General features: G+C 71.5%; 5 protein-coding genes. 2 read left to right on the top strand and 3 right to left on the bottom strand.

Features of this window, described 5'->3' with window-relative positions:
• Positions 1-34: 34 nt before the first annotated feature.
• The 3 genes from ACFTZL_RS41215 to ACFTZL_RS41205 all read right to left on the bottom strand — a co-directional run bounded on the left by ACFTZL_RS41215 (position 35) and on the right by ACFTZL_RS41205 (position 2599).
• The gene (locus tag ACFTZL_RS41215) at positions 35-1267 is read right to left on the bottom strand and encodes a beta-ketoacyl-[acyl-carrier-protein] synthase family protein (RefSeq protein ID WP_382594614.1); all 1233 of its coding nucleotides are present in this window, start codon (positions 1265-1267) and stop codon (positions 35-37) included.
• On the bottom strand, positions 1267-1506 hold the full coding sequence (locus ACFTZL_RS41210) for an acyl carrier protein (RefSeq protein WP_020272690.1): 240 nt from the start codon (positions 1504-1506) through the stop codon (positions 1267-1269). The genes ACFTZL_RS41215 and ACFTZL_RS41210 overlap by 1 nt, the downstream gene beginning before the upstream one ends.
• A gap of 82 nt (positions 1507-1588) precedes the next feature.
• On the bottom strand, positions 1589-2599 hold the full coding sequence (locus tag ACFTZL_RS41205; RefSeq protein WP_382594611.1) for a beta-ketoacyl-ACP synthase III: 1011 nt from the start codon (positions 2597-2599) through the stop codon (positions 1589-1591).
• 357 nt (positions 2600-2956) lie between these two features.
• Here ACFTZL_RS41205 and ACFTZL_RS41200 point away from each other — a divergent pair, with 357 nt between their 5' ends.
• Together ACFTZL_RS41200 and ACFTZL_RS41195 are read left to right on the top strand one after the other, a co-directional pair.
• Positions 2957-3949 carry an aldo/keto reductase gene (locus ACFTZL_RS41200; RefSeq protein ID WP_382594608.1) on the top strand — a complete coding sequence of 331 codons (993 nt, stop codon included), beginning with the start codon at positions 2957-2959 and terminating at the stop codon, positions 3947-3949.
• A 55-nt stretch (positions 3950-4004) separates the two neighbouring features.
• The gene (locus tag ACFTZL_RS41195) at positions 4005-4703 is read left to right on the top strand and encodes an HAD family phosphatase (RefSeq protein WP_382594605.1); all 699 of its coding nucleotides are present in this window, start codon (positions 4005-4007) and stop codon (positions 4701-4703) included.
• Positions 4704-4718 lie beyond the last annotated feature (15 nt).

The following is a 4718-nucleotide window of genomic DNA, read 5'->3' as shown; positions in this document are numbered from 1 at the left end:
CTCCCGGCCCGGAGAGCGCGGCCTGCCGTGGGACTCAGGCCGCTGTGATGACGAGCGCGGCGTTGTGGCCGCCGAATCCCAGCGAGGTGCTGACGGCGACGTCCACCGGGGTGGTGCGGGCTTCGCCGCTGACCACGTCCAACTCGATGGCGGGGTCCGGGTTCTTCAGGTTCGCCGTCGGCGGCACCGTGCCGTGCTGCACGGCCAGCACCGTGTACGCCGCCTCGATGGCGCCCGCGGCCGCCAGCGCGTGGCCGGTGACCCCCTTGGTCGACGTGACCAGGGGCGTGTCGCCCAGGACACGGCGCAGCATCCTGCCCTCGACGAGGTCGTTCATCGCGGTGGCGGTGCCGTGCGCGTTGACGTGGCGGACGTCCGAGGGGGCGACACCGGCGTCCGCCAGGGCGGCGCGCAGTGCCCGCTCGATGCCCTCCCCGTCGGGGTGCGGGGCGGTGGCGTGGTGGGCGTCGGAGGAGGATCCGTAACCGCTGACGAGGGCGCGGACCGTCGCGCCCCGGGCGCGGGCGTCCGCCTCCCGTTCCAGGACGAGCACGCCGGCCGCCTCGGCGGCCACGAACCCGTCCCGTTCCGCGTCGAACGGCTTGCCCGCGTGCTCGGGCGCGTCCCCCGACTTGGACAGGGCGCCCATCTTGCACAGCCCGGCCATCACCGTGGGAGTCAGCGCGGACTCGCTGGCACCAGCGAGCACGATGTCGCAGACGCCGGAGCGCAGCAGGTCCCGGGCGGTGCCGATGGCGGTCGCGCCGGACGCGCACGCCGTGGCGGTGACCAGGCTCGGCCCCCGGGCACCGCAGTCGATCGCCACATAGCCGGCGACCATGTTCGGCATGTACTTCGTCACCAGGAGTGGCGAGACCTTGTCGGGACCGCGCTCGCGCAGCGTGTCGTGCTGCTCCGCGAAGGTGGCGGCGCCGCCGAGGGAGTTGCCGAGCACCACCCCGACCCGGGCACCGTCCCAGGTCGTGGAGTCCCATCCGGCGTCGGCGACGGCCATCCGGGAGGCCACGATGGCGAGTTGGACGAAGCGCTCGAGCTGCCAGCCGGCGAAGCCGCCCAGCAGTTCACCGGCGTCGAAACCCGGTACCCGGCAGGAGAAGTCCACCGACAGCTCGCCGAGTGCGGGGTCGCGCGTGGCGCAGGAGCGTCCTGACAGCACCCGCTCCCAGTTCTCGGCCACGCCGAGTCCGGCCGGGGTCACCAGGCCCAGACCGGTGACGGCGATGCCGTTCGTACGACCGTCCGCCATCAGACCGCCGCTCCCTTGGCCGACAGGAGCTGGACCAGGTCGTCCAGGGTGTGCTCCTCGGTGAGTTCACCGTCCGCTATCTCCACGCCGAACTCCTTGTCCAGGACGAGGCCGAGCTCGATCAGGACCAGGGAGTCGAAGGACAGCTTGCCGAGGGTCACCTCGGACGCGATGATCTCGGGCTTGACCTTGAACTGGTCGGAGAGAAGGACCGAGACCCGCTCCGCGATTGCCTGCATGGTGTTGCTCCTTGGGATGCGATGGGTGGGGATGCGATGAGTGGTGAGGGAGGGTGAGGTCGAGAGTGAGGGTGAGCCGGTGTCAGACCGCTGTGACGTCCGGCCACTCGAGCGCCACGGACCCCCAGGTGAGCCCGCCGCCGAACCCGCCGAGCACGACGCGCCGGCCGGGGAGCAGTTCGCCGTCGGCCGACGCGTCGGCCAGGACGAGCGGGATCGAGGCCGCGACGGTGTTGCCGACCCGCTCGATGTTGGCGGGGAACCGTTCGGGCGGCAGGCCGACGCGTTCGGCGACCGCCGCCAGGATGCGCGCGTTGGCCTGGTGGAGGACGACCTTGTCGATGTCCTCGACGGCCCAGCCCGCGGCCTCGGCCGTCGTGGTCACGGAGGCCGCCATGCGGCGCACGGCCTCCCCGAAGACCGGGCGGCCCTCCATGGTGAAGTAGGCGGCCTCCGCCGGGCTCGGCAGGCCGGTGGACCGCTGCCGTGAGCCGCCGGCCGCGACCTGGATGAGGTCGCTCTGGCTGCCGTCACTGCCGAGGTGGAGCCCCTTCAGCGCACCCGGCTCGTCCGCCTCGCCGGCGCGCAGGTACACCGCTCCGGCGCCGTCCCCGAAGATGGCCCGGGTCGTACGGTCGGCCGGGTTGAGGATGGTGGAGAAGGTGTCCGCCCCGATGACCAGCACGGAGCGCGCGAAGCCCGCCTGGATGAAACCGGCCGCCGTCCCCAGGGCGTAGACGAAGCCCGTGCACACGGCGGCGATGTCGAACGCGCCGACACCGCCGAGCCCCAGCCGGTCGGCGACCTCGGGCGCGGTGGCCGGGCAGGGCCGGTCCGGAGTGCTGGTGGCGACCACGACGATGTCGGCCCGCTCCTCGCCCGCGGACTTCAGGGCCCTGCTGCCGGCCTCGACGGCGAGGTCCCCGGTCGACCCGCCCGGTTCGATGACATGCCGCCGGCGGATCCCGGTCCTGCTGCTGATCCACTCGTCCGAGGTGTCGAGCTGCCGGGCGAGGTCGTCGTTGGTGACCACGGTGGGCGGTACCCAGCTTCCCAGGCCGGCGACGACCGCCGCGCGGTCCGGGCCGGTCATCCGGCGTCTCCGGCACTGTGGGACGTCTTCGAGGTGCTGCTGTCAGCCACAGCCGTTGTCGCTGTCGTAGCCGTCACTGCGTTGTTCCTCCTGGCTGGTGTCGTGGTGCACCGATGCGCTCCGGCGCCTCTCGGAGGTCTCACTGTGGCAACGCGTGCTCCGCTTTCCCTCACCACCGGCCCACGCAGGGCACATGTGCCGCTCACGTCGGCCGTGAGCGGCACATGAGTGGTGCGTAAGTACGCGTTGCCAGCATGGAACGCGTCCGGCGGCGACCCTGCCCCGCGGTGCAGGCGGAACGTGCTCCGGACACCGCTTCACACGACCCGGCTCACGACCGCGCACGAGGAGAACTGAGTGCAGCAACGCAGGATAGGAACCAACGGTCCGGTGGTCTCCGCGATCGGTCTCGGCTGCATGGGGATGTCGGAGTTCTACGGCCCGACCGACGAGGCCGAGTCCCTGACGACCCTTCAGGCGGCCCTGGACAGCGGGGTCACGCTGCTCGACACCGCCGACATGTACGGCAAGGGCCACAACGAGCGCCTGGTGGGCCGGGCCATCGCGGGCCGCCGCGACCAGGTGGTCCTCGCGACCAAGTTCGGCATCCGGCGCGACGACAGCGACCCGCGGCAGGGCCGGAACATCGACTCCAGCCCGGAGTACTGCCGGCAGGCCGTCGACGCCTCGCTGCAGCGCCTGGGCGTCGACCACATCGACCTCTACTACCTTCACCGCAAGAGCCCCGACATCCCCGTCGAGGAGACCGTCGGAGCCATGGCGGAGCTGGTGCGGGCCGGCAAGGTCGGGCACCTGGGGCTGTCCGAGGTGACCGCCCAGACCCTGCGCAGGGCGCACGCCGTCCACCCCATCGCGGCTCTGCAGACCGAGTACTCGCTGTGGACCCGCGAGGTGGAGCAGGAAGTCCTGCCGGTGGCCCGGGAGCTGGGCACCTCGCTCGTGGCGTACTCGCCGATCGGTCGGGGTTTCCTGACCGGTGCGATCAGCCGGCCCGAGGACCTGGACCCCACCGACTTCCGGCACTCGCACCCCCGTTTCCAGCAGGAGCACCTGGCGCGCAACATCCGGATGGTCGAGCGGCTCCGCGAGCTCGCCGAGAGCTACGGCTGCAGCCCCGTCCAGCTCGCGCTGGCCTGGCTGCTGGCTCAGGGCGACGACATCGTCCCCATTCCGGGCACACGTCGGATCGGCTACCTGCGCGAGAACGTCGCCGCCGCCGAACTGCGCCTCACCGACGAGCAACTGGCCGCCGTGTCGGCCGCGGTGCCCCACGACGTCGTCTCCGGCGAGCGCTACGACCCCGCGGGCATGGCGACCGTCGGCCACTGACCGGCCCGCCCCTCTCACCCCTCCACCACCAACCCCCGATGTAACGAGGAATCCCATGGCAGACAAGCTCAAGCAGCTCAAGCTGGCCGCCGTCAACATCGACGGCGTCCTGCTGAACGACACGTTCAGCCCCGTCATCCACAACTTCATCGTCAGCCGTGGCGGCGAGTACACCGCCGACGTCGAGCGCAGCATCTTCTCCCAGCCGCAGCTCGTGGGCGGCCAGGGCATGGCGAACGCCGCACGCGTCCCGTGGACCGCGCAGGAGGCGATCGACGTCTACTTCAAGGAGCGGGAGGAGTACACCCGCGAGCACCCGGTCGAGCTGCTCGACGGTGCGATCGACCTGCTGCGCCGGCTGCGCGGACTGGGGCTGAAGACGGTCAGCTACGGCGGCCTCGCCAAGTCGCACTTCGACCACTTCCTGGGCGAGCACACCGACCTCTTCGACGAGCCCGGCTACGTCTGCACCAACGACTTCCGCCCCGGCCTGCGCGAGATCACCACCGAGGTCTTCGGCCTGAAGCACGACGAGGTGCTGTTCATCGACGACGTGGCCCGGGTGGCGGAGGTCGCCAAGGCCCTCGACATCCCCTTCATCGGCCACCCCAGCTCCTTCGAGCACAGCTTCCAGCCGCAGCTCATGCGCGAGAGCGGTGCCCGGCACATCGTCGACTCGCTGCACTCCATCGACGAGGAGCTGCTGCGCACCCTCGACGCCGAGGCCGCCGCGCACTCCGTCTGGCGCGACTGAGCCGACGCGCCGTCC

The sequence above is a fragment of the Streptomyces sp. NPDC056948 genome (assembly GCF_042674225.1).
GTDB classification, from domain to species: Bacteria; Actinomycetota; Actinomycetes; order Streptomycetales; family Streptomycetaceae; genus Streptomyces; species Streptomyces purpurascens.
This window is presented reverse-complemented; position numbering and strand designations above follow the sequence as displayed.

Coding starts and splice junctions, on each gene's coding strand:
- ACFTZL_RS41215 (WP_382594614.1), bottom strand. CDS start 1,267: ATGGCGGACGGTCGTACGAACGGCATCGCCGTCACCGGTCTGGGCCTG.
- ACFTZL_RS41210 (WP_020272690.1), bottom strand. CDS start 1,506: ATGCAGGCAATCGCGGAGCGGGTCTCGGTCCTTCTCTCCGACCAGTTC.
- ACFTZL_RS41205 (WP_382594611.1), bottom strand. CDS start 2,599: ATGACCGGCCCGGACCGCGCGGCGGTCGTCGCCGGCCTGGGAAGCTGG.
- ACFTZL_RS41195 (WP_382594605.1), top strand. CDS start 4,005: ATGGCAGACAAGCTCAAGCAGCTCAAGCTGGCCGCCGTCAACATCGAC.